At 43.7% G+C, this 22,850-nt stretch carries 26 protein-coding genes; 12 read left to right on the forward strand and 14 right to left on the reverse strand.

Annotated elements, in window-relative coordinates:
* The first annotated feature begins 9 nt into the window (after positions 1–9).
* The 7 genes from AC0L6V_RS06490 (at position 10) to AC0L6V_RS06520 (ending at position 6,321) form a co-directional block, all read left to right on the forward strand.
* On the forward strand, positions 10–1,356 hold the full coding sequence (locus tag AC0L6V_RS06490; RefSeq protein ID WP_418139075.1) for an NAD-dependent succinate-semialdehyde dehydrogenase: 1,347 nt from the start codon (positions 10–12) through the stop codon (positions 1,354–1,356).
* 106 nt (positions 1,357–1,462) lie between these two features.
* The gene (locus AC0L6V_RS06495; protein ID WP_265220954.1) at positions 1,463–2,215 is read left to right on the forward strand and encodes an AAA family ATPase; all 753 of its coding nucleotides are present in this window, start codon (positions 1,463–1,465) and stop codon (positions 2,213–2,215) included.
* Positions 2,216–2,303: 88 nt separating this feature from the next.
* Positions 2,304–3,401, forward strand: a complete 1,098-nt coding sequence (ddlA, locus tag AC0L6V_RS06500; protein ID WP_265220953.1) for a D-alanine--D-alanine ligase — start codon at positions 2,304–2,306, stop codon at positions 3,399–3,401.
* Positions 3,402–3,411: 10 nt separating this feature from the next.
* Positions 3,412–3,645: a hypothetical protein gene (locus AC0L6V_RS06505; RefSeq protein WP_418138862.1), complete on the forward strand. Its 234-nt coding sequence runs from the start codon at positions 3,412–3,414 to the stop codon at positions 3,643–3,645.
* Entirely contained in the window at positions 3,639–4,718 is a 1,080-nt protein-coding gene (locus tag AC0L6V_RS06510) for an alpha/beta fold hydrolase (RefSeq protein WP_418138863.1), read from the forward strand. Before AC0L6V_RS06505 ends, AC0L6V_RS06510 begins: the two co-directional genes overlap by 7 nt.
* Before the next feature lie 96 nt (positions 4,719–4,814).
* The gene (locus AC0L6V_RS06515) at positions 4,815–5,348 is read left to right on the forward strand and encodes a glutathione peroxidase (RefSeq protein ID WP_265220951.1); all 534 of its coding nucleotides are present in this window, start codon (positions 4,815–4,817) and stop codon (positions 5,346–5,348) included.
* A 304-nt stretch (positions 5,349–5,652) separates the two neighbouring features.
* Entirely contained in the window at positions 5,653–6,321 is a 669-nt protein-coding gene (locus tag AC0L6V_RS06520) for an NADPH-dependent FMN reductase (protein WP_265220950.1), read from the forward strand.
* A gap of 4 nt (positions 6,322–6,325) precedes the next feature.
* Here AC0L6V_RS06520 and AC0L6V_RS06525 read toward each other — a convergent pair whose 3' ends face one another.
* The 6 genes from AC0L6V_RS06525 to AC0L6V_RS06550 form a co-directional block, all read right to left on the reverse strand.
* Positions 6,326–7,069: a hypothetical protein gene (locus tag AC0L6V_RS06525; protein WP_265220949.1), complete on the reverse strand. Its 744-nt coding sequence runs from the start codon at positions 7,067–7,069 to the stop codon at positions 6,326–6,328.
* A gap of 50 nt (positions 7,070–7,119) precedes the next feature.
* Positions 7,120–7,587, reverse strand: coding sequence for a helix-turn-helix domain-containing protein (locus AC0L6V_RS06530; RefSeq protein ID WP_265220948.1), 468 nt, complete (start codon positions 7,585–7,587; stop codon positions 7,120–7,122).
* Positions 7,571–7,894, reverse strand: a complete 324-nt coding sequence (locus AC0L6V_RS06535) for a hypothetical protein (protein WP_418138864.1) — start codon at positions 7,892–7,894, stop codon at positions 7,571–7,573. The genes AC0L6V_RS06530 and AC0L6V_RS06535 overlap by 17 nt, the downstream gene beginning before the upstream one ends.
* Positions 7,895–7,932: 38 nt before the next feature.
* Entirely contained in the window at positions 7,933–8,388 is a 456-nt protein-coding gene (locus AC0L6V_RS06540; protein ID WP_265220946.1) for a carboxymuconolactone decarboxylase family protein, read from the reverse strand.
* Between the two features lie 162 nt (positions 8,389–8,550).
* On the reverse strand, positions 8,551–9,870 hold the full coding sequence (locus AC0L6V_RS06545) for a YjiH family protein (protein ID WP_409419565.1): 1,320 nt from the start codon (positions 9,868–9,870) through the stop codon (positions 8,551–8,553).
* A 287-nt stretch (positions 9,871–10,157) separates the two neighbouring features.
* Positions 10,158–11,267, reverse strand: a complete 1,110-nt coding sequence (locus AC0L6V_RS06550; protein ID WP_265220943.1) for a tRNA-queuosine alpha-mannosyltransferase domain-containing protein — start codon at positions 11,265–11,267, stop codon at positions 10,158–10,160.
* 102 nt (positions 11,268–11,369) lie between these two features.
* On the opposite strand from AC0L6V_RS06550, the gene AC0L6V_RS06555 reads away from it, so the two are divergent.
* Complete coding sequence (locus tag AC0L6V_RS06555; protein WP_265220942.1) at positions 11,370–12,113, forward strand: dienelactone hydrolase family protein; 744 nt, start codon at positions 11,370–11,372, stop codon at positions 12,111–12,113.
* A gap of 41 nt (positions 12,114–12,154) precedes the next feature.
* On the opposite strand, the gene AC0L6V_RS06560 is transcribed toward AC0L6V_RS06555, so the two are convergent.
* Positions 12,155–12,709: a YaeQ family protein gene (locus tag AC0L6V_RS06560; RefSeq protein WP_265220941.1), complete on the reverse strand. Its 555-nt coding sequence runs from the start codon at positions 12,707–12,709 to the stop codon at positions 12,155–12,157.
* 469 nt (positions 12,710–13,178) lie between these two features.
* Between AC0L6V_RS06560 and AC0L6V_RS06565 the strand changes: the two genes are divergently transcribed.
* A complete protein-coding gene (locus AC0L6V_RS06565) occupies positions 13,179–13,394 on the forward strand; it encodes a DUF1127 domain-containing protein (protein ID WP_111608824.1) in 216 nt (71 codons plus the stop codon).
* 201 nt (positions 13,395–13,595) lie between these two features.
* On the opposite strand, the gene AC0L6V_RS06570 is transcribed toward AC0L6V_RS06565, so the two are convergent.
* Complete coding sequence (locus tag AC0L6V_RS06570; RefSeq protein ID WP_111608825.1) at positions 13,596–13,796, reverse strand: helix-turn-helix domain-containing protein; 201 nt, start codon at positions 13,794–13,796, stop codon at positions 13,596–13,598.
* 85 nt (positions 13,797–13,881) lie between these two features.
* Between AC0L6V_RS06570 and AC0L6V_RS06575 the strand changes: the two genes are divergently transcribed.
* Both AC0L6V_RS06575 and csrA read left to right on the forward strand, forming a co-directional pair.
* Positions 13,882–14,529 (forward strand): LexA family protein, encoded by a 648-nt coding sequence (locus AC0L6V_RS06575; RefSeq protein WP_265220940.1) that lies wholly within the window; start codon positions 13,882–13,884, stop codon positions 14,527–14,529.
* Positions 14,530–14,662: 133 nt separating this feature from the next.
* The gene (gene csrA / locus AC0L6V_RS06580; RefSeq protein ID WP_265220939.1) at positions 14,663–14,875 is read left to right on the forward strand and encodes a carbon storage regulator CsrA; all 213 of its coding nucleotides are present in this window, start codon (positions 14,663–14,665) and stop codon (positions 14,873–14,875) included.
* A 111-nt stretch (positions 14,876–14,986) separates the two neighbouring features.
* Here the strand turns inward: csrA and AC0L6V_RS06585 are convergent, their stop codons facing one another.
* Positions 14,987–15,622, reverse strand: coding sequence for an SDR family oxidoreductase (locus AC0L6V_RS06585; RefSeq protein WP_265220938.1), 636 nt, complete (start codon positions 15,620–15,622; stop codon positions 14,987–14,989).
* Positions 15,623–15,916: 294 nt separating this feature from the next.
* On the opposite strand from AC0L6V_RS06585, the gene AC0L6V_RS06590 reads away from it, so the two are divergent.
* A complete protein-coding gene (locus tag AC0L6V_RS06590; protein ID WP_265220937.1) occupies positions 15,917–16,768 on the forward strand; it encodes an endonuclease I family protein in 852 nt (283 codons plus the stop codon).
* A gap of 94 nt (positions 16,769–16,862) precedes the next feature.
* On the opposite strand, the gene AC0L6V_RS06595 is transcribed toward AC0L6V_RS06590, so the two are convergent.
* From AC0L6V_RS06595 to AC0L6V_RS06615, 5 genes are all read right to left on the reverse strand, one after another.
* Positions 16,863–17,759: a DMT family transporter gene (locus AC0L6V_RS06595; protein ID WP_265220936.1), complete on the reverse strand. Its 897-nt coding sequence runs from the start codon at positions 17,757–17,759 to the stop codon at positions 16,863–16,865.
* Between the two features lie 928 nt (positions 17,760–18,687).
* Complete coding sequence (locus AC0L6V_RS06600; RefSeq protein ID WP_265220935.1) at positions 18,688–19,098, reverse strand: energy transducer TonB; 411 nt, start codon at positions 19,096–19,098, stop codon at positions 18,688–18,690.
* 670 nt (positions 19,099–19,768) lie between these two features.
* A complete protein-coding gene (locus AC0L6V_RS06605) occupies positions 19,769–20,740 on the reverse strand; it encodes a transposase (RefSeq protein ID WP_265220934.1) in 972 nt (323 codons plus the stop codon).
* Positions 20,741–21,517: 777 nt separating this feature from the next.
* Positions 21,518–22,243: a hypothetical protein gene (locus AC0L6V_RS06610; RefSeq protein ID WP_409419566.1), complete on the reverse strand. Its 726-nt coding sequence runs from the start codon at positions 22,241–22,243 to the stop codon at positions 21,518–21,520.
* A 141-nt stretch (positions 22,244–22,384) separates the two neighbouring features.
* Entirely contained in the window at positions 22,385–22,744 is a 360-nt protein-coding gene (locus AC0L6V_RS06615; RefSeq protein WP_265220931.1) for a hypothetical protein, read from the reverse strand.
* Positions 22,745–22,850 lie beyond the last annotated feature (106 nt).

Raw genomic sequence — 22,850 nt, forward strand, 5'->3', positions numbered from 1 at the left:
AAACCATCAATCCAACCACAGGCCAAGCCCTACCACCGAGTCCCGTCATTAAGCTTAGAACAGGCACACGCCACCATCGATAAAGTGGCGAGCGGCTTCGCCGAGTGGAAAGTCAAAAGCTTTGCTAAGCGAACGGCTGTGTTAAAAGCCGTAGCGGCTTCGTTACGAGACAACCAAAACGAACTGGCCAATTTAATGGCGTTAGAAATGGGCAAACCAATAAAAGAAGGCCTTGCCGAAGTGGAGAAAAGCGCTTGGTGTGCCGACTACTATGCCGAACACGGTGCCGATTTTTTAGCGCCTGAATCGCTTGAATCCGATGCCAGTCACAGCTATGTGCAATACCCGCCTCTTGGTACCGTATTAGGCATCTTGCCTTGGAACGCGCCAGTTTGGTTGGCATTACGCTTTCTGGCTCCAGCCTTAATGGCGGGCAATACTTGCGTGCTAAAAGCGGACCCGAATGTGCCTGCCACGGCAAACAAATTGGTCGAATGTTTTTATCAAGCTGGCGTACCTGAAAACGCAGTCGCCAATCTGGCAGTACCTAACTCGGTAGCCAGTAAAATGATCGATCACCCGAAAGTGAAAGCCGTGTCGTTTACGGGTTCTAGCAAGGCAGGCCAGTTCATTGCCTCGCAAGCCGCAGCGGGATTAAAACCCGCCGTATTAGAGCTTGGCGGTTCCGATCCTTGTATTCTGATGGCCGATGCAGATTTAGAAAAAGCCCTCGACATTATTACCTTGTCGAGGATGATTAACGCGGGGCAATCCTGTATCGCTGTGAAGCGTTTGTTTGTTGAAAAATCCATTTACAACAAAGTCTGTGAAGCGCTGCGAGAACGCTTTAGCAAACTTAAATGCGGTGATCCAAGAGACGAAAATAACAATCTAGGTCCATTGGCGAGAGAAGATTTGCGTGATCAGCTGCATCGCCAAGTATCGCAAAGCATCGACGCCGGTGCACGCTGTTTAACAGGAGGCGATTTGCCATCTCGTTCGGGGTTCTTTTATCCACCAACGTTATTGGTCGACGTCAAACCCGGCATGACGGTGTTTGAAGAGGAAACCTTTGGGCCAGTGCTCAGCGTGACGCCGATTGAGACTATTGATCAAGCGCTGGAACTGGCGAACGACACGGAGTATGGCTTAGGCGCCAGCATTTGGACTAGTAATCAAGCGACCATAGATCGAGCCATTGAAACACTGGAGTCAGGACAAATTGCCGTCAATGGCATCGTAAAAAGCGACCCAAGATTGCCATCGGGCGGGATTGGTAAATCCGGTTATGGTCGTGAGCTTGGCCCGCAAGGCATACGCGAATTTGTCAACGTGCAACAGATTTGGATTGCTTAGTATTAAATTGCTATTATGCTTAGAAGTAATAAAAAGAGTCTCTCTTCACACTTGAGGCTCTTTTTTATGTGTTCAAACACACTAAAAAGTAGCAAGAGTAATGAGCATGGAACCGCTGCCATATTTAAAAACCATCGAACTTAAAAGAGATTTAATCGACTCTTTTGAGGTTTACCCTTTCTCTATCCCTGCGGTAAAGGAACTGGATTTTATTGAGTTCGATAAAGCAGTCACTATTTTTGTTGGGGAAAATGGCAGTGGCAAATCCACCTTGCTCGAGGCCATTGCAGTGAGTCTGGGATTCAACGCAGAAGGTGGCACAAAAAACTTCAACTTCGGTACACGCACAACTCATTCAGATCTACATAGTTATCTACGCCTTTCAAAATCTTTTAAACGCTACCGAGATGGTTTTTTTCTGAGGGCAGAAAGCTTCTATAACGTTGCCACTAATATTGACGAACTCGATGAGGATCCTGCACCAGCGCCATTTATTAAAGACAGCTATGGCGGAAAATCGCTGCATCAGCAATCTCATGGTGAATCCTTTCTCGCACTTATGTTGAAACGTTTCGGTGGCAATGGCCTTTATCTTCTTGACGAGCCTGAGGCTGCCCTCTCGCCGACAAGACAACTGGCCGTATTGAGTCGAATGCATCAACTGATAAACAACCAATCTCAATTCATTATAGCTACACATTCACCAATCCTTATGGCCTACCCTGGCGCAAAGATTTACCAAATCGATAAAACCGGCATTTACCCAGTCAAATACGAAGACACCGAACATTACGGAGTCACCAGAGCCTTTTTAAACAATCCTGGGCCAATGCTAAAGGAGTTATTTTCAGAAAATTAACCCCAGCAATCTCTTCTCCTCAGACTATTGCGCTTACTCATTATACAGACGTAACATTAAACGCTTTAATAACGCATTAGGGATTAGTATGACATCAGGCAAAATCACAGTTGCCATTGTATTTGGCGGACGCTCAGCCGAACATGAAGTATCATTGCAATCGGCTCAGAATGTTATTCGCTCCCTTGATCCAGAGCAATTCACTCCTGTGCTAATTGGCATAGACCGGGATGGACGTTGGTTTCTGAACGAAGAGTCTATTCAGTTATTCCATGCAGATAATCCAAAAGACATTTCCCTCAACGTGTCCTCCCCTCAAGTTGGCCTGATTCCTAATGGACCAGAAAGACAGCTTGTTCGCATGGACAATAAAGAAGTACTTGGGAAAATCGATGTTCTATTTCCTGTCCTGCATGGTCCCTACGGTGAAGATGGCGCCATTCAAGGATTAGCCAAAATGGCGAATTTACCCTGCGTTGGTGCTGATGTAACAGCCAGTGCTATCGGCATGGATAAAGACATAATGAAACGTCTTTTACGTGACGCAGGAATCCATAACGCCGAGTTTACAACACTCTACCATTGGCAAAACGAATGGAATGTCGATGCTATCGAAGCCCAATATGGCTACCCAGTTTTTGTCAAACCATCAAACATGGGATCGTCAATTGGGGTAAGCCGAGCAAACAACAAAGAAACACTCATTCAAGCCATAACCAATGCTTTCCAATACGATCAAAAAGTACTTGTAGAAAGAGCGGTAGAAGGACGTGAATTGGAAGTGTCTATCCTTGGCAATGACAAAGTAATGGCCTCATGTGTTGGCGAAATCATTACCCGTGACAAGTTTTACAGCTATGAAAGCAAATACATTGACGCAGACGCAACCGAATTGAAAATCCCTGCCGGCATTAGCGCAAACCAAACGGCCAGAATTCAAGCCACAGCCATTCAGGTCTATCAGCTACTTGGCTGTTCAGGACTGGCACGGGTAGACATGTTTTTAACGCCCGATGACACCATTTTCATTAATGAGATCAATACACTGCCTGGATTTACCAACATCAGCATGTACCCCAAACTGTGGGAACATTCCGGCATATCACAACAAACGCTGGTGACCCAATTAATAGCGCTCGCCATAGAGCGCTTTCAACAAAGACACAAACTTAAAGTCTCACGATAATAGGATATTAATGAACGCAATCAGCCAACAATACAATATGAAAGGGATGCTCATAACCAATCACGAACTAGAAGTTCCTTTGGATTGGAAGGCCCCTAACAACAGTCCAAGCATCACGCTGTTTGCTCGCGAGGTGGTGGATGTAAACCGCGCCGATGATGAGTTACCTTTATTACTATTTTTACAAGGTGGCCCTGGCGGCAAATCCCTCGCCCTATGCCAGGTTCCCCGTCATGGATGGTAGAAGCCTTAAAAACGCACCGCATTATTTTAATCGATCAACGTGGTACTGGCCGCAGCAGTCGGATCGATGCCAATCTAATTAGTAAATTGTCTGCCGAAGAAGGCCGTGATTATCTGCTTAAATTCCGCGCCGACAGCATAGTGGCCGACTGCGAGCACTTACGTAAAACGATTTATGGCGGCCGTTTATTTGAGACATTGGGTCAAAGCTACGGTGGTTTTATCACTCTGGCTTATCTATCCCAAGCACCTGAAGGCCTAGCAGCGTGTTATGTAACGGGCGGATTAGCTGGGCTAGAAGAATCTGCACAAGAGATTTACCAGTTAACTTACCAACACGTGATCGATAAAAACCAAGACTATTATGCTCGCTACCCAGAAGACGCCAAGGTTCTGGCAAAGGTTGCACAATGTCTAACCAACGAGAAAGTGCTTTTACCTGATGGCGACCAACTCACCCTTGAACGATTTCAAAGCATCGGCATCCTGCTGGGGATGGGACCGGGCATTGATCAGGTACATTGGTTAATCGATGAAGCCTTTGCTGGCAGTGATAAAACGCGACTTAGCGATGTATTTTTAGAGCAAGTCATGAATATAACCAGTTATCACGAAGCCCCTCTTTTTGCGGTCATCCATGAAAGCATTTATGGCCGACCTAACGAAAGCACAAGTTGGGCCGCACAACAGCTCCGTGAGCAATTTAGTGAATTTGACGTCTCCCATTCGCCTCTGATGTTAACTGGCGAAATGATTTACCCATGGATGTTTGAGCAAATTGCATCGTTACGACCTTTTTCGGGCGCGGCAAATGCCCTAGCCAACTATAGGGATTATACGCCCTTGTACGATCTAGAGAAGCTGTCAAAAAACAAAGTACCTGTGGTGGCAGCGGTGTATCACAATGACATGTATGTGCCGCGTGAACTGTCATTAAAAACCGCCAAGCAAGTCGCTAATACTCAAATTTGGCTTACTAACAGTTATGAGCACGATGGCGTGCGTCAATCGCCAGAGGTGTTCTGCAAACTGCGTGAATTACTGTCAGATCAAGGTGGTCCGTTAAAGCCCTAAACACACTCGCTCTTAGGTTATGCATTTTTTCCGCATTATATTTAGCAACAAACCGCTAAGCTGTTAGCATTGCACACAAATTAATAAGGAGTTTTTATGAGTCACCCGCTAAACCTAACGGTTAATGACATTCAAGGCAAAAGCGTCGATTTATCCACTTATCAAGGCAAAACAGTTTTAATTGTCAACGTCGCGTCTAAATGCGGATTAACGCCACAGTACGAAGGCCTTGAAGCCTTATACAAAAAATACCATGAGCAAGGGTTGGAAATTCTTGGGTTCCTGGCGAACGATTTTGCAGGACAAGAGCCAGGCAGCAATGAAGAAATACAGCAGTTTTGCAGTCTAACGTACGACGTCACCTTCCCCATGTTCAGCAAGATTGTTGTTACTGGTGAAGACAAGCATCCTTTGTACAAAAGCTTGATTGCTGCGGCACCTGTTACGCCAAATCGTGATGCTATGGTCACCATGTTGGCCGGTCATAAAATAGAAGCAACTAAAGCGCCTGAAGTGGTGTGGAACTTTGAAAAATTCTTGATCACCAAAGAAGGCAAAGTTCATCGCTTCTCGCCAGATGTGACACCTAAGGACGATGCGCTTGTGGCGGAGATTGAAGCCGACTTATAGGCCTTCAATCCTAGAAACTTTATGCATCAGGATCATGCCAGCTTATCTTTAAAAAGTAGGCTGGCATTTTTTTATACGGTGACTTCTAAGAATACGTTGAACATATGAACAATCAAATATACGATTATTCATATATTTTAACACTTGGTTGAACTGTAATACTGTAATAAGAAAGACAGCGAATGTATTGTAGACGCTGATGATAAACAGGTCATTAGATCAGACTAAGCACTCTCATTGCACCATGCGGCTCTTAATCGAAAAGAGTAAAACATTCACTCACGTTATCAATAAAGAGAACACCATGAGATTACTGGTATTTTTAGGAAGCGTTCGAGATAGCACTCCCCCTTCTCCTGCCAGACTGGGCGAACGAGTCGCTCTTGCCTGCGTTAACTATCTTGAAGAACATTTTTCTGATCTGTCAGTTGAATTGATCGACCCGCTAAACTATCCACTGGATACAATTTTTAAGCCCCATTTTTCCTACCATCAAAACAAGGTGCCAGAGCAATTGGATGCTCTCGCCACAAAAATCGCCCAAGCCGATGCTTATGTGATGATTAGTCCAGAATACAACCACTCTATGAGTCCAGCACTCGCGAATCTTCTCAACCACTTTGGCGCATCGCTGTTTTCTTATAAACCCAGCGCCATTGTTACCTATTCTGCTGGGCAATGGGGTGGCGCACGCGCGGCTGTAAACATGCGCACTTTTTTGGCAGAGCTTGGCTGCTTGCCCGTATCGGCCATGATACATATTCCCAAAGCTCAAACGGTTTTTCAGCAAAATGGCGACTATCTACAAGACAAAGAACACTGGCAAGATTATTTAGGACGTACTTTTAATCAGCTCTGGTGGTGGGCAGCCGCGACGAAACAACAGCGTGAAGTTCTTGACCCACGCACATTGGTAAAAGATTTGAAGCGAGATCCCTCACAGCGCAATGCACCAAACAGCCACTCCAGCTGACCGCTCAGACTTGCTTGAGGAAAGATAGACGTCGCAGTGTTTTCATGCGGCGCCAAGTTTTGCCATTCAGTTTTTTATAAATCCACAGACAACCAATATCGAAACCGAAGTAAAACACGCTGATCCCACTCGGTGGATTACTGCTAGGAATAAAAGAAATCTGGTCGAACCAAATATCAGGCCAAACCCAGCACTGATAATAGGTGCCCAGTAATTCTAAATACACCACCATGTAAAACATGAGAAGAAAAAACAATTCATTGCCAGGGATCTTTTTCAAAAAGAAGAGAATACCCAACATACAAAGAAAGCCAAATACGTCTTTATCAAACACCAACCATAGGCTGGAATAAACCACCATCCCCCAATACAGAAACGACACAATGCGTGTCTTGTGGCGCTGGATAGTTTTTTCTTTTTGCAGAGAAAATACAGCAGCATAAATAAGGCTATGACCAAGGGGAACATAAAGCGGAACGTTTTCCAGCCGATATTCATACATGCCCAACAGAATAGAAAAAATCACTTCGCCAAGAAGTGCCAGTACGACACCGTACAACATCAATTTTTTGATTTTGGACGTAACGCGAGAATACACCCACGCAAAGCAAAACAGCACCAAGCCATTGGTGGCCCATTGAGTGTATTGAACTTGCTCAGCCAACGACTGGCTATCAAGAAACAAACCAAGCCAGAGCATCAAGAGCACAGGCATATAGATGGATTTATGTTGAAGTTTCTGAATCATTTACGAATGATAAATAAAGTTGGCAATAGGCACCATCAAAAACACACAGCTTACGGCGACCGCTTACGATTGATATAACGCTTTGGCGTAATACCCGCGATTAACTGACATTCTCGCGTCATATGCGCTTGATCAGAAAAACCATACTCAAGTGCAAGCTCCGCGAGTCTAGAATGGTGTTCAGTTTGCTGCAAGGCCAACAAAACGGCCCGAACTCTTCTCAATCGCTGAAAGTACTTTGGCGACATACTCAAACGACACTGAAACTGGCGCTCTATTTGACGCTGGCTAAGTGGAAGTACCTCTAACAAATCGACCCTCGAAGATTGCTGTAACAATTCTATCGCTTTCATAACAGGATCCTGAATGTCTGCCATACCAAAAACAATTTGGCTAAACGCCTTTTCCAATAAATCGATACGCTCTTGAATGCTCGTACAGTCTTGTAATTGTATCAACAAAGATTGAATAAATTCAGACGTTTGCAGTGAGTCCGTCTTGTCATGTTGTTTTGTCAATTTTGTCTGAAATAAGCGCCCCATTCCGGGCTGAAAACGCACACCTACTAAATCCGTTCCAGACGGTAAATGAATTAGATGAGTCCCGTTGATTCGTTGGCTGGAACATCACCTGATCTTGACATTCCTGCTTGTCAATCAGCACAGGCACTCCAAGGTTAAACAAGATTCCGCTACCTGCATCCGCAACCAAACGGCGAGTCACGCCTTGTTGACCGATTAGGACTTGTGCCGACCAAATAGCCTGTACCCATAAAGAAAGCCGCCCTTGAGGAAAATGGATCTCGAACAACAAGGGCGATGACATGTTAATCCTCTAACTTACTATGAGCAGAAACCGCTTATTTAACGAAAACTGCCAACCTCTGGTTTAAAGACTTTTACCATTCGATTCCAACTAGCAATAGCATTTATCGCAATGGTTAAATAGGTTAATCCAGATTCACCAAAATTGGCTAGCATTTCTTCGTAATGAACATCATCAACAGAATAACCTGCTATAAGATGCTCTGCCCAAGCCAGAGCTTGACGCTCTTGATCAGAAAATAGTGGAGAATCTTGCCACGCACTCAAAGCGATCATACGCTCAAACGTTTCACCCATTTCGAATGCTTGTGAACTATGCATATCCAAGCAAAAAGCACATTGGTTTATTTGTGATACACGAAGCTTCACTAGCTCCAATATAGTCTTACCTAAGCTGGGTATTTCAGCAAATTGCTTGCCTAAGATTTCCTCTTGCTTTAGTAAAAGCTCGAACGCTTGTGGTGCTGCAGCAAAATAATTGATTCGATTTGACATATTAAGACCTCCTCAAAAAATACATTTGAAGCTTGATCCTAACGACTAGGGATCGGTATTAATTGAAGAAATTCGACATTTTGCAAGAAAGAGTAAAACACACCAAATGGATGAAATGGCATCAATTTAGCGTGTTTTATTTCGCTTTCTCAATTAAGTCACTTACTTAATAAATTGCTCCGCCCAAAACGCCACTGGCGAGGCGATCAAAATAGTCAACGCGACTCGCTGATACCAAACAATCAGCATTTGCTTAATGCTTAGCGGAATCTCGGTCGACAAAATACAAGGAATCGACGCAGAGAAGAAAAGAATCGATGAAATAGACACCACACCAACCACAAACTTCACCACGAATACGCTTTTCGCAGCGATCAACGCTGGCAAGAACATTTCAGCCAAGCCTGTTGCAGATGCTGTGGCCACCATCATTGGATCGGGCAATTGTGCGATCCATGCGAATGGGTAAAACAAATAACCAATCCATTCAAATACCGGTGTGTATTTCGCCAATAACAAACCACACAACCCAACAGACATAATAGAAGGCAAAATACTCATTGCCATTAACATGCCTTCTTTGATGTTTTGTAGAATGTTACGAGCAATGGGAGCGGCATTGTTCGCTACTTCCAGACCTTCTAATGCAGCTTGTTTGAAACGAGAATGCTGGAACTTTTCCACTTCACGACTTTCTGCCGTATCGTCCATTTTGCTCAGCGGGAATAATCTCACTGTGATGGCAGTGACCACAAAGGTAATCAATAAGGTTGCCCAGAAAAAGACGTTCCAAACTTCCATCAAGCCCAAGGTTTTCGCGACGATCACCATAAAAGTAGCGGATACTGTAGAAAAACCCGTCGCAATAATGGCCGCTTCTTTCGCAGAATATTGACCTGATTTATAAACGCGGTTGGTAATCAACAAACCAATAGAATAACTGCCCACAAAAGACGCCACCGCATCAATTGCCGATTTCCCCGGCGTTTTAAACAAGGGTTTCATAATTGGCTGCAACAGCACGCCAGCAAACTCAAGCAAACCGTAACTAATCAGAAACGCCAGAAACACCGCACCAATCGGCACGATCAAACCAACCGGCACCACCAATTTACTAAACAAGAAAGGCAACATGTCTTTTTCGAATAAAAAAGCAGGCCCAACTGAGAAGAATGCCATCGCAGCCGTTACCACACCCAAAACTTTAAAAATCGACAAAACTGTTTGAGTTTTACTGGCTTTCCAATTCCCAGAAATAAACGGATAGGCACCGCCAGCCAACACCACTAAAATAGCGTAGATTTCCGTCATTTGAGCGTAGTCACCACGTAACCAAGACACAATATGATCAAGCGGTATGGTTTCTTTTCCACCGACGCTGATCGGAATGAAAAAAACAAAAATACCAATGCAGCTATAGGCAATGAGTTTAAGAAGAGACAGTGGAGACACGGCTCCAGACTTTGGATCAGTAGCATTCATGTGAAGACTTCCTATGAGAAGGTTATTAATCACAAGATAAAAAGCAACAAACATACCAACATGTATATACATATAAAAATACGCTAAAAATGCTTATTTTCTCTTAGGACTAATATTCGATTATTGTTATTTTGACCATCAAGGCTGAGAGAATCGCACATAATAAGCGCAAAATAAAGAATTATGCGCTTAATTGAATCACAACTACCTGAAGCAGATCATCACAAAAAAGAGGAAGGATTTTTTTATCTGAAGACTAAATTTTTAAGTTGTCTATACATAAAGACTCAAGATATGGATTGTCTGATCAGCTCCTCATATTTCGCCAATAAATATTCGACTTGATACTGACTCACATCGGGGGCTTTAACATCATTCGCGACAACAGACTGAATCAAGTCCACGGCTTGTTTCGCTTCATGGTGAATGTCTTTTAGATCACTTTGATAAAGATATGGCATATCATTGCGCTGATCGCCAAACAATTCAGGATAAACCTGCCTATTCGGCAATACCGGCACACAACCAAGCGCAACCGCTTCCAATACCGCAAGCCCTTGAAACTCGTGCAATGCGGTAGACAACACAAGGTCAGACGACGCCAGAAAATCTAGGTAATCCGCTCGACTCGGCGCGTAGCCAAATTGCCTTATTCGGTGGGCGAACTTGGCATGGATAAGATCAAATTCTTTTGGAATAGAACGAAATTGCTCGCCGAGAATGGCTATGTCATAGTCTATTTGGCGACGCTCTAATTCTTCTAAAATCGCCAGTAACCGGTCTGGCCCTTTGTCAAACTCCCAACGTGCAGACCATACCAAGCGGACACGACCAGAACGCCCCGTGGCCCCTTTCAATTCTGCACAATGCGCAATATCCAAAGGCACAGGCAAAACCTGTGCTTTATCTTCGGTGTTATTGAGCCAATCTGGAGAGACATAATCCGGCAGCTTCTTCAACAAGGCCCGAGCACCGGCAAAAAAAGACGCTTTATTAAACTGGCTGTTGAACACACAGCAATCCGCCGCCAAAGCACTGTATAAGGTCACCATCTGCATTTCTATTAAGCCTTGTTGCTTATCGCTGGCTGGGTAAGCAAATTGGTTTTCATGGAAATACAGTATCCAAGGAATATTCTGCAAATCAGGGCAAAACGCCTTTAAGCCAACGCAATCCGTCATCGATGTGGCAACGACCAAATCGTAGGACTTTTCTAAAATGGACTTAAATTTTGGATCAAACGCAAAGCTCATGGCATTACCGCGAATTCGCCATGCGAAATGTCGAGCGGGCAAAGACAAATACTCCCAATCGTGCTGACTCAGCCCTTTCATTAAGGTGTGCGCCCATGCTTTATGGCTGCTGGCTTCATAAGCACTTATCAATAAAATTCGCACCGTACTTTTCCCACTCATCTGTTTAATTTTGCGTTTGCGGCTGGCTCATCAGAGTTGGGTCGAATATCATGTAAGCCAGTAACACATTCTTTGAGGAAAACCATGATCATTCAACGCCACGACGAAGATATTAACACGCCAACAGGCACGATGCGCTGTACCGTTTATCACCCTAAAGCAGACGGCCGCTTTCCATGTATTTTCTTCTATTCCGAGATTTTCCAACAAACCGCGCCCATTGCGCGTTCCGCTGCCATGATGGCGGGCCATGGCTTTGTGGTGATTGTTCCAGAAGTGTTTCACGAACTTAACCCCATCGGCACAGTGTTAAGCTATGACGATGAAGGTAAGGACAAAGGCAACGCAGACAAATTTACCAAAACCCTAGAAGCTCATGATAGCGATACGGTGGCCATGCTAACGCACTTCGAACAACAAGCTTACTGCACAGGACAATTCGGCTCTATGGGCGTTTGCTTGGGTGGCCATTTAGCGTATCGTGCGGCGCTTCACCCTCGCATTCAGGCGTCTTTTTGTTTGTACGCGACAGACATTCATTCAAACACCATCCCTTGCAACGAAGGCAATGACTCTTTCACGCGCACCAAGGAGATTCAAGGGGAATTAGTCATGGTGTGGGGCAAACAAGACCCGCACGTTTCCACGGTAGGACGTCAGAAAATTTACCAACAATTGATCGATACGGACCGCCTATTCACTTGGCATGAATTCAACGGCCAACACGCTTTTATGCGTGACGAAGGCGATCGTTACGACCCTGCCCTCGCCTTAGAATGCTACAACAAAGCCGTGGCGTTATTTCAACGCACCTTGCATAAAGCTTGATCATTCAACACTCACACTCAACGACAAGAAACGAGGTGAGCTTATTGCTCGCCTCGCCACATTGGTGTCATCTGGCACTCGCCTAGCTCACCCGAAATCCACATATCACCATCTTGAATCGTCACATTCAATTGCATAGATCGAGTGCAAATCTTCGCTAAGGCTTCCACTTGCACCTCAGGGAAACGCAACACACGCATGTTCTCAAAGCGGCTGTTTTTGCCTTTGTTTTGTTCCCACCAGATGTCCGATTTATCATTGTAGTTTACAACAATCACTTGTTGCGCTCGGCCGCACGCCTTGCGCAAACGTTTCTCGTCTGGCTGTCCTAGCTCGACCCAAAGCAAAATTTCATCAGAGTAATTCTTCTGCCAAAGATCTGGCTCGTCTTCGGTGCTAATACCTTTACTGAAACTCAACTGCTCGCTGCCTTCTTTCTCATCAGCCAATAAAGCAAACGCCGCCAAACGCACCATCATGCGTTCTTCCGTTTCAGAAGGGTGTAATGCCAAGGTCAATTCATAACTTTGGTAATGGTTTCGATCCATATCGGATACTTGAACCGATGCTTTATAAATTGTTGCTTTCGTTGCCATGCGCTCACTTACTAGGTTTATTAACGATGAAAAAAGAGGAACCAGAAAATCGCGACGAATTGTACAGCAAAAAACGCCGCTAATACCGCACTAAACAGACTGTTTTTTCTCGTCATAAACGTATTTGTTAAGCCCAAAAAAAGAACTGTTATTTCGATATAAGTGATTGACATAAGGCTCAAAAAAAGGCTCAATGAAAAAGCTCATTAATGAGCAAAAATTACACAATGCATTACGCAATCAATACAACCCAAAGTTAAGGAGAAGCACAATGACTATTTACACGCTACATCATTCTACTTCCTCCATCGCTACTCGAATTAATAATCGAGTACGTAAAACTTTGTCCACGCGTTCAATGCCTGTGTAATACACCATTGACCGCGGAATTTACGCGGTCACCTCTGTAAGAAACACCCCGTAAGTTCCGCCAAAACACACTATTAAATGTTAATTTTGGAGAAAACTTATGAGCATCATCGCCCTATTCAACGCCGCTAAAGAGTATTTCGAAGCTCGTCGCACTAACCAAGCTTTTCGTCAGCTTGACGATCACTACTTAAAAGACATCGGCTTCTACCGCGACAACGGCCACATTCGTCCATTGGCTGGCAACAAAGATTTAGACAATGAAACAAAAGGCCACGTTCAAATACCACCGGGTGAACAACCGAGCGACGGGTGACGAGAGCGTCACCTTAGAAAGACTCTAAGGTGACGGTAAACCACTGGGCCGGATAGCCAAAACGCCTTTTACTACAGTGTAGTAAAAGGCGTTTTTTATGGTCTTTAAGACCCCTTCTAGTCTCTGTTTTAATCCACTCTTTAGTCATTAGGCTCATTACAGGGCATCAGAACGATGCGATTAAACCGGATCACTAACAGACTATTTACCCTCATGATCTTTCAGCAAATCACTTTCTGTGACCTGACCATTCGTTGCTTGCGAGATGCGCCGGATGTATTTTGCTGGAGAGCGCTTATGAACATGCAACCAATTCCAAACATGAGCTTGTTTCACTCCTAGCATTTTAGCGAGCGCCGTTTGACTCCCTACAATTTCGACCGCTTTAGCGATGGCTGACATATAACCTCCCTTAACAACCTTTACTGTATCTAATGACAGTTTTTATTGTTTGTCAAATACAGATAAAGTTGTAATCATTCCCATCATGAGTATTGCAGATCGCGTTAGACAAAAAAGAACCCAACATAGACTAACTCAAGCCGAGTTAGCGAAGCGTGTTGGCATCACACAGCAATCTCTGCAAAAAATCGAAGACGGCAGAACACAAAACCCACGCAAATTACTGAATTTGGCCAAAGAGCTAAACTGCAGCCCAGAATGGCTACAGCTTGGAACCACAACAGAAGTCAGAGAAAGTAGCTCACATTACAGTAACGACAGCGCACCACCTACCTCACTGAGCCAACACCAAAGACCTATTATTAGCGTCTTTCAAGCGGCGCAATGGTCTAACCATTCACAGGCCATCGAGCCGCAGGCTTATTTAGACACGCCGCCAGATACCTCCCCCTCTGCATTTTGGTTAAAGGTTATTGGCGATAGCATGACATCAACCTCAGGTATCAGCATCCCCGAGGGCTATTTGATACTGGTGGAGCCAGATCGTACGGCTAAAAACGGCGATTTAGTGGTGGCGAAAATAATTACCCACAATGAAGTGACGTTCAAAAAATTGGTCATAGACACTGGGCATACCTACCTAAAACCGTTAAATTCGAACTACCGCCCCATTGAAGTCTCCGAAGGCTTAGTCATTATTGGTGTGGTGACACAAGCTCGAGTGTTGTTCTAAATCGCTTGCAAAAGCACCCAGCAATTTAGCGTGACATTTCTGTATAAAATAACAAAAACAATATTAACTGTTGACGCGCATACAGCATAAACTGTATTTTGACTGTGTCGATAACAATCAAAGGATAGAAATTATGTTAATTCTCACTCGACGCCCTGGTGAAACCATTCACATCGGGGACGACACGGAAGTCACCATTCTAGGAATACAAGGCAGCCAAGTTCGGGTTGGCATCAAAGCACCTAAAAAAATCAGTGTGCATCGTGAAGAAATTTATCAGCGCATTCGAGCCGCTGAATCACAAGAAAATGATCAAGATCAGAACGGCAAATCACAACCCGCCTAATCTGTGTTGATAAACACCTAAAAATGCGAAGTGGCAGCCCCAACCAAAGCAAAAAACTGGTATTGGGAGCTCACTTCTCAACAAAACACTGTCATTTATTTAGTCTATTATTTAAACAAGCACATTATCCACATCATAAGTACCGTTAAACAGCTCAAATATCTTACCGTCCAAATTATCCTTGGTTAGGATAAACAGTATTGACTTAGCCACATCGGCACGCGGAATCGCCATTTCTTCACGACTATTGGGTCGTTTTACGGTGATTTTTCCCTCACCCTCGTCATTCGTTAATGGACCTGGACGAACAATGGTATAAGGCACGCCAGACACCATTAAATATTTATCTGCCATGTATTTGGCGACCAAATAAGGCTTGATATCCGACTCAATGGAATCAGGATTATCGGCACCAATGCTGCTTAGCATAATAAACTGCTTAACTTGATTGTCTTTTGCGTAATCCACCGCTTTTTTGGCAGCCCATAAATCAATTAACAACGTTTTATCTGCACCCGTCGCACCTCCTGAGCCTGCCACAAAAATAACATTACTCACACCAGCAAAAGCGAGACTGAAATCCCCTTCTAAATCCGCTTCCATGACCTCGAGTTCATCACTTTTAAGGTGCGCCAATTTACTCTTGTCTCGTACCAAAGCTCGAACTGGCTCGCTCGTTTCCACCAATGCTTTTGTGATTAACTGACCAATTTGGCCACTTGCACCAATAACTAATGTCTTGTTCATAGCTTGCCTCCTTTAAGTCCCAAGGAAATGACCCTAACTTAACACCGCCATCGCCTTATCAAGTCTTACTTTTAACTATAAGGACATAGCCACCAGATAACACCCCAAACAATCAACTTGCATATTTACTGGACATTAGGTGTTTATTCTTAAAGAAAAAGAGCGTCGAACAAACCATCACACAACCCTCATAGAACTCATACACTTACTCACAAAACACTGCAAATCTCGACGCATTCCTGACATCGAAGAAGCCCTACAATCCAGCCGAATTTACTCCTCAGGAAATGGGCCATGCGTCACTGTTTTTTTGTGTTGCTTATGTTGTTCTCGGTATGTGTATCAGCAAGTTACTACGATGGAACGGAAGGCCTTAGCGGCGATGCATTGAAATCCAAATTACACAGTATCATCGATGGTCAACAGCCGCTTAAGTACACCCAAAGCGGCAATACCGATTGGTACGATGGTAAAGATATAGACGTGTGGGAAGCCTTGGTTTATACCGACTCAGCCTGCCCCAGCGAGCAACCCAAATGCGGCCTTGTGCAAATGCTTTACCTTGATGATGTAAGGCACATTGACCAAGCGAACCGAGGTAAAAGCAATGACGACTCATGGGACAGAGAACATGTTTGGCCAAAGTCGCGTGGCTTTGCCAAACAAAGCCAAGACGGTTACACCGACCTGCACCACTTGCGTCCCGCTGACCGGAACATAAACGGCGCGCACAGCAACTATGGGTACGCCGTGGGTGGCACACCGTTTTACGACACCTTAGGCGATGGCAGCAAAGTCTACAGCGGCACTTATGTGGACAAAACCAATGAATCCTTCGAACCCACCGACCGAGCCAAAGGCCAAATCGCCCGCATGATCTTCTACATGGCGACACGCTACGAAATTGGCGACAACGCCCCACCGGAAAACATGCCAGACCTACGCATCGTCAAAGGCAACGAAAAACAAAGCGGAGAGCCGACCATTGGCGACTTATGTACGCTGGTTAGATGGAACGAAGAATTCCCAGTAACCGACTTCGAAAAACGCCGTAACGACCGAGTACAAAAGCTGCAAGGCAACCGAAATCCCTTTATCGATCACCCTGAGTTTGTGGATAAGATCTGGGCAAGTCAGTGTTTATAAAATATTAGTGATGGATGATGCTGGCGCGTAACCCAGCCTACAGCCTACTTGATTGAACTAAAAAGCTGAAATCAACGACTCTGCCCTTTGAATTCTAAAATGGCCGTCTAAGCGGCAACACGTTCCCGACTATCGTTCCCACACAAATGCATACCAAAGCGATAAGCAGACCACTTGTCACAGGCTCGCCAAATAATGGGACAGCAAACATACTAGCCAACAAAGGAACCAACGCCATAAGCGCTCCCATTTTTGTCGCACCTAGAATATGTACCGCTTTTCCGTAACAAACAAATTGCACTGCAATCGCCATAATAGCCTGATAAAAAGCCTGCAAGGCAATCATGCTATGAGAAACATCGTTAAAAGCATGGGATAACCGAGTGAGGTAATAAGGAGTAAATAGTAAAGTGGTTGCAGTGATCACCCCCAAAGTGGCGTGCCACGGTGGAAACTTCCAACGCCTTAATAATACAGTAAATATCCCCCAAAATAGGCAGGCAACGACAAAGCTAACATCACCAACCCAATATGACACGCCAGATAATAGCGTTTCTAGTAATAACGCAAAAATGCCCAGGCTACTAATGCCAATCCCCATCCAAGCAAATCGAGAATGCCTCTCTCCAGCCCAAAAATAGGCAAGCACGGCAATCATAATTGGCATTAAACCGGGCAATAACAAAGCCGCATGAGTCGCGGGCGCTGATTGAAAACCGTTAAAAACAGAAAGCGAATAAGCCAAGCCACCAATAGACCCTAGCAACATCATTCGCACTTGAAAAATCGCCTTACGGTGAATCCAAATGAACGGAAAAAACACCAAAAATGCTGTACCAAAACGCACCATCATCATATCGGGCAAAGACAAAGCAGCCAGCGCACCAGCGCGCGATATCAAAATAAAACCCGTCCAAACCAGTACCGACGTTAAAGCAAACACATACCCTTTTACTATTAGTTTATTACTGTGCTGCCATCGCCCTTTCATACTTCATCCATCTGGTGACTTAAAAAAAGCAGTATATCTGGCATCGACATTTGGAAACAGCCAGCAAACTAAGCTTTCCACTTTTTGGCTCACTTTACCAACCCCATTAGCGATTTATGAGACCCATATTAAATACCTCAGTTACGATGGGTGTCTCATTAACGTCCCTCTTTCCGCAAAATAATCGATTTCATTAAAGCTGCCAAATGGTGGCTTTTTTAATGCCTATAATTTCCCTTTCCTGCCCTTAAAGCCCGATCCCAACCACTTTCATTTTTCACCGTAAACCATTTTTAAATCAAGCAACCTCACTCGCCACCACGGTTCACCGATACCCTGCTTTGCTGTCGCCTCGTGCGGTGACTTTGTCGATGGACCAGTTGCCTTTCATTTCTGGTGGGAAGGTGTCGTTTGGGGTGAGGATGCCTTCTGCGACGAGTTGGGTTGCCCGTATCTAGTCAATAAGGGCGTCGAGTGTGACGCTGGTGCCTTGGCGTTGGCTTTTGATGAGATCGTCTTGGCTGGCTTGTTGGGCGGTGGTTAGGTTGTCGTAGCTTTAGCGGAGCTTTTTGAGATCGATGAAGATTCAGTTCTACTTTTCATCAATCTCAAACTCTCAAAAAATATTACTTAGCACTCTCCCATATTATTCCTGACTCCCAAAGATAAGCTACAATGGGTGTCTCATTAAGTTCAAAAAAGCCCATCGGAAGGATGGGCTTGTGGGGGTAGTTTAGTTTTTAAGGAATTAAGGGTTAATTTTCATCTGATCCCAATGCAATAGCTCAACGCATAGAATCTTTTCTATGACTGGGTTTGAAAGATGGTTATCCTGTTAAAAAGCGATTCTGTAAATAGCTGTTTAATAGTACATATGCTAAGAACCTTAAAAAATCTGGCTTGTTAAGCGTTACCAAGTTCTCTCAACTTAGTCTTCAAGCTTAAAATCAAATAGCATATTCAATCTTTTAATAAGTCGTTCCTGTCCATCCAATATTGGTAAAAAGCGCCACTTTGAAATAGCATCAAGACATGCTTTATCTAATAGCTCTCCAGCGGATTTAGTTACCTGAATATCTTCCGGCTTTCCTTTTTTATTCACTAAAAAACTGACAATTACGCGGCCTTCAATACCTTCTTTCCGTGCCTTAACTGGATATATAGGATAGACAGACTTAACCAATGTAAACTCCCCATTAGTCTCCTCAAAAACCTTCTTTTCTTGGGTTTCTGAAAGTGAACTCTGAACCCATTGTCCATTATTTAATGAATAATGAGGTGGTGCGCAACCTGCTAGAAAAAGTAATGCACTTAATATAATGATGATTTGTTTTTTCATTTTTAGATTCTTACTCCGCAATATGAGATATGTGTTAGCCCCTACAACCCACTGAATGAAGTAAATCGACTAATAACTTTCATTTAACCAACAAGAAATTTATCTTTTTACTCCAATACAAACAACAACTAAAGCCCAGATCTGGGCTTTAGTTGTTTGCTGCTTAGAAGTCTACAAAGTTGCGTTGGGCTAGTCTTTGACGCGGGTGATGTTGTCGTTTACCCAGTCTGCTTGCCTGAATTAAAAAGCTAGTTGGGCAATTTGCTGTTGTTTTTTGTTAGGAAAGTGCGGACGGTTTGGATTAGGTCGATGAGTTCTTTTGATGGAACGACGACGGGGTCGATTTGTATCTGCATGGATTTGACGATGTTGTTGAGCAGTTGCCGTCCTTGGAGGGAATAGCTGTCTTTTTCCGCTAGCGCTAAGCTGTCTAAATTTATGAGACACCCATGTTAAAAACAGCTGACAAATTTATGAGACCCCCATGTTAAAAACAGCCGCACCATACCAAACGATCTTATCCAGAGATGATATTTATATGAAATTCATCTTTTATCGTTTTGGTAAGGTGCAATTCACTACTAAAAGGCTGGTTATTAGGTTGTTAGGCGAATGAATTTACTAATATATGATTAGTAAAGAAAGACGATGAATGGTGGATGGAATGAAGCTAGGCGAGTAGTCGGTTATGACTGGATCTTGGTTTTCTATTTAGTTTGTTTGAATCACAATAATGAGCAATGGAATGTTCAGCACCAACAACAGCCCCCGTTCTTGCGCCAAATTCTGTCGCAATACACAGCCAATTTTCTGAGGATATGTTGAGTCGTTGAAGAATCGGTAACAATGAAGCGTCTATCGCACCTCGTTTATCTTCTCGGATGATTAGCCCAGTCATATCAACCAACTCAAGGTAATCTGACAATTCAAAAGGTAGACCATCTGGCATGCTTTCTCTGGGGTTACCAACAAAAGGATAAAGCAACTTTGGTTGCTTTTGATGCCTTGCAGCGGTCACACGTTTTTTAACACTGGTGAATTCTGAAGTTTCTGGTGTCTGGCTTATTTTTGCTCTCAGTGGATTAAGATCAACGTAGGCCATACAAGCCACTAATGCCGATTCATCCAGCAAGGCTTGGGACTTAAAACGCCCTTCCCAGAACCTTCCTGTGCACTTGTCTTCAAAATTCGCTTGGCGAGCAATAGGTTCATTCAATTCCCTCATAAACCAGCTAATGTCTGTAAGACGATTTCTAAAGGTTTCGGCAGACGATTCCACCAACGTCATAGCATAGTCAGGCAATGACTCACCTCGTACAAATTGCTGAGTAAACACGGTGCCTTTATGTAACTTATGCCACCTTTGCAAAACCTCTAATGTAGACCACTTCGAGGCTTTTTCTGTATTGATATGCAACACCACATGAAGATGGTTACTCATTACCGCATACGCACAAACATCGATAGCAAAGACACTGGCTAAAAATAACAAACGCTTTTCAACCCAGTCACGACGGTGCTCAAAGCTTGCACCAGAGACAGGATCTTCTCCACACAAAAACGCCCTACGAACACAGCGAGAGACACAGTGATAGTAAGGCGTATCTTGTAAACTAACTTGCTGACTTCTGGCTCTTGGCATGACGAAACCTCTCTTCCATGAGAAAAAACAATACTGGCTAAATATACAGTATTGAGAAAAATCGTCAAGTTACGATGGGTGTCTTATTAAGTCGTGCTACGAACACAGCGTGAGACACAGTGATAGTAAGGCGTATCTTGTAAACTAATTTGCTGACTTCTGGCTATTGGCATGACGAAACCTCTCTCTTCCATAAGAAAAATACTGGTTAAATATACAATATTAAGAAAAATCGTCAAGTTACGATGGGTGTCTTATTAAGTCGTTTGTCAAGTTACGATGGGTGTCTTATTAAGTCGTTTGACCGTAACGCGCCACCGCGACCCAACCGCCGTCGCTAGTGCGCTGCAAACCCTCGTATGGCGTGCCTTCGCTCAGCGAAAACACAAAACCACCGAGCGACATCATCTGACGCATGATTACTCCTTAGATAAAAATGGAAGGACAGAAACGAAAAAGCCCATCAGGGATGGGCTTGGAGATGTTTGGGTTTGAAGTGGTTAAAGGGTTATTTTTTATCTGTCCTAAAGCGCCATAACTTACGAATCAATTTCCACAAAATGACAGGCATATATGAAATAACAGTAAACCAGAAAAACACAGGAACAATCAAAGTCTTTAATAGTAAGGGATAATCTATAGGGCAGTTATCTGGGTCCAGTGTGATGGAACTAACGCAATAATCGCCTGCATGATTATTTAGCCCAAACACAATCGCCACAAAACAAGTGACAAGAAAAGATATAATCAACGGTATATAGTAGCGTTTGCGCGTCATTAATCGTTCTTCCATAACTTATGTACATAAATATAATTTACCCGAGCACCGTAATCTCTGACTTTTTCAGCACCAGTAAAATTGTAAATACTCGAGACTTTCCGAATAGTTGGATTTTGAACCCTTACCCATATGCGCTTTAAAATCAAAGCACCTAGTCGTATATTTGCCTCTGTATTATTTTCGATATCTTCTTTTGAATAATTTAGAGATTGGGCAAGCTCTTGCCAACCATCATATCTCACATTCATTGGGCGGAATGAGCTAATTTTAACGCCAGGTAGAACACCTAAATAATCATAGTAGCCGTGTGTTGTTTCCATATAGGCTATCGCTTTTAAAAAGTCAGCATCGATACCCATCTCTTCACCAGCACTATCATACAACTCTTCTTTCCCATCTACCTCATCGAAAAAATCAATCTCAATAAAAGGCTCACTTGAATCTGCACTAGGGTTCTCATTGATTTCGAATATAGCCGGAGAGTTTGAGATTATACTCGCTCTTCGGTCTGCCTCCATGTTAACAACAGGTATAATCAAGGCATTATTTGATTCTGCTTTTTGTTTGGCACCGAGAATACGCTCCAATGTATCCTTGTCTTTTTGGGTTCTTTGTTCAGCAAGCAATAACGACCTTTTATTTTCTTTATCAATCGTATCCTGATCGACAGTAGTATAAAAAGCTCCGTTATAATCTCTGGAAGAGGCTCTATTGTTAGACATTTAAAATCACTTAAGCAAAAGAAGAAAATACATCATATTTTCTTCATACTGGTTAAAAATAAATGTATGAACTCAAGATGTTATCGTTCACGACATACCTGTCATACAATCCTTTCCTTACTTTAAAGCAACTTATCCAACCTACCAACAACTAAAGCCCACATTGGGCTTTAGCTGCTTGCGGCTTAGAAGTCTACAAAGTTGCGTTGGGTGAAGTCTTTGACGCGGGTGATGTTGTCGTTTACCCAGCCTGCTTACCTGAATTAAAAAGCTAGTCGTGCTATTTGCTGTTGCTTCTTTTGTTAGGAAAGTGCGAACTGCTTGGATTAGGTCGATGAGTTCTTTTGATGGAACGACAACGGGGTCGCTTTGTATCTGCATGGATTTGACGATGTTGTTGAGCAGTTGCCTTCCTTGGAGGGAATAGCTGTCTTTTTCCGCTAGCGCTAGATTGTCTGTGGGGGCGGAAAGTTGTTTTTGCTCGTGGAGTTGTTTTCCCATTAGTTTAAAACTAGACCCTCTTCTCTCTTAGATATCTTGTAATTTTATGACATAATGTTGTGCATCTGTCGCAGGAAGTCATTTCCCTATGTTGCGACGCTTTTTT

The organism is Marinomonas sp. G8-14 (genome assembly GCF_055808935.1).